Here is a 1,858-nt window from a genome sequence, read left to right as displayed (position 1 = left end):
ATTATTTTAATAATATAGAGTATTGTGTCGTATGACTATGGACAGCTTGAAGATGTAAAGAGGGAGCTCGCTAATATAAACAGGAGGCTTAGTGAGTTGCGCAACGCTATAGATTCTGCTGTGGAGCGGATAGTTGCAGAGGTGGAGACTGTAAATGCCAACGTTTCGCGTCTCGGCGCTAGGATAGATGCGCATTTTAACGCCGTCATGTCTGCTTTATCTGCTCTGTCTGGGGCTGTGGCTGAGTTGAGGAGGTATGTGGAGGATCAGTTTGGAGAGCTTAGAGAGCTTGCGGAGCGGTATAGGGAGGAGTTTTTGGAAGAGCACAGGAAGAGGCACCGGGAGGCTGTGGCTCTCTCTGTACACCAGCAGGACTTCTTGACGCATCTCGACATGGTTGCGGCCGGGTTGAGGCAGAGGGTAGAGGAGGTTTCGCTGGCTTTAGAGGAGGTGGAGAAAGCCGTGAAAAGGGCCGGCGCTTTGCTTTACGAGCTGGAGCTCTGCAAGGCGCTGGAGGTTGGAAAGGTTTTATACTCTCCGCAGTAGTAGTATATATGCCGATATTTGGAGGGGGGAAGCAGAAAGAGTTTGAGCAAGCCCTCGACCAAATCCTCGCAATTCTAGGCAGTATACAAGGCCAGGTGGCCCGTGACATTGACGCCTTGAAGGGGGTGAAGATCGAGGCCGCCAAGCTCGGGGATCAGCTGGTTTCATATATGAGAGAGGCTGGCGATGTGATGAGGAGGTGGGAGGGAGAGCTGTCTGTGCTTGCGAACCGGTATGCGGGCGTTATGAAGGTGGAGAGGGATCTCTCTGGGGAGCTCGGCCGCCTAAGGAGTCTTCTAAATTCAGTACAGGGATCTCTTCAGAAGGCGGCAGAGCTTGCGGAGAGGCTAGCCGCGGCGGCTGAGCGGCTGGCGGCTGGTGGGGAGAGCTTGGCCTCGGTGGTGGATCTAGGTCTTGTGAAAGATCTCCTGAAGCAGAGTGAGGAGATTTTAAAAACCGTCGAGGGGGTTAGGCTTGAGGAGAGGACGCGGTTCTACGCGGAGAAAATAAGCCAGGTGGTGAAGGATGTTGAGCGGAGCCAGCAACAAGCCGCCTCGCTTGTGGAGCAGTTGAGGGGGCTGGAGCAGAGGATCTCCGCGCTTAGAGAAGAGTTAAGGAGGCTGGCAGAGAAGCGGCAGGAGGCAGAGGCGGGGCTGAGGGAGCTGGCGAGGCAGAGGGAGGGAGTAGAGCAGGAAATTAAGAGGCTGGAGTCGCAGAGGAGGTCGCTTGAGGAGTATTTAAAGGGGGAGACGGTGCGCTACATGACTGAGCTGGAGCAGATTCGTAAAAAACTTTACGACTACATCGATTTAATAAAGTTGCGGTATGAAGAACTTATAGAATACTACAAAGCCGTGGATTCTGAAAAGGCGAGGCAGTTGGTAGAGGCGGCGGGGGAGTTGTGGATGTTGGAAAGGGAGGGGAGGTATGAGTGACCGCTGGGAGGCGCTTTTATACAAGGCAGATACAATACTGGAAAGGCTGGAATGGGTGCGGAGCCTGCGGAGCCAAGTGGAGGATCTCAGACAAAGCGTAGGCGTCCTAAACCGCAATTTAGCCACGGCGCGGGAGGAGCTCAATAAGTTTAGCCAGCAGGTCCAGGCGCTGTTTCAGAGATTTCAGGAAGCGGCGGCGCTGGCAGAGGCAAGGGAGGGGGAGGTGAGGAGGTTGGAGGCTCTGGCGGTTAAAAACTTTGAAGAGCTGGCCAGCGGCCTAGAGGCTTTGAGAGAGAACTTGGCGCAGTATGTAGAGCTCGTGCGGGAGAGGGCGGAGGATTTAGAAAAACGGACTGAGGTAATCGCTAAGGCTATTG

General features: G+C 54.3%; 3 protein-coding genes. All 3 read left to right on the top strand.

Going from position 1 to position 1,858, the window contains the following annotated elements:
- Positions 1–24: 24 nt before the first annotated feature.
- Positions 25–546 carry a hypothetical protein gene (locus ACP5J3_RS14035; protein ID WP_428496249.1) on the top strand — a complete coding sequence of 174 codons (522 nt, stop codon included), beginning with the start codon at positions 25–27 and terminating at the stop codon, positions 544–546.
- Positions 547–554: 8 nt separating this feature from the next.
- Positions 555–1,481, top strand: coding sequence for a hypothetical protein (locus ACP5J3_RS14030; RefSeq protein ID WP_428496248.1), 927 nt, complete (start codon positions 555–557; stop codon positions 1,479–1,481).
- Positions 1,474–1,858: hypothetical protein (locus tag ACP5J3_RS14025; protein WP_428496247.1), on the top strand; the 385-nt coding region annotated here is incomplete at its 3' end. The genes ACP5J3_RS14030 and ACP5J3_RS14025, both read left to right, overlap by 8 nt.

Origin of the sequence: Pyrobaculum sp. (assembly GCF_049971835.1) — an archaeon.
Taxonomy (GTDB): Archaea; Thermoproteota; Thermoprotei; order Thermoproteales; family Thermoproteaceae; genus Pyrobaculum.
The sequence above is the reverse complement of the archived record's forward strand: the minus strand, read 5'-3'. Positions and strand labels throughout refer to the sequence as shown.

What these genes read in the sequence shown, in the direction of transcription:
- ACP5J3_RS14030 (WP_428496248.1), top strand. Translation starts at nt 555, where the DNA reads ATGCCGATATTTGGAGGGGGGAAGCAGAAAGAGTTTGAGCAAGCCCTC.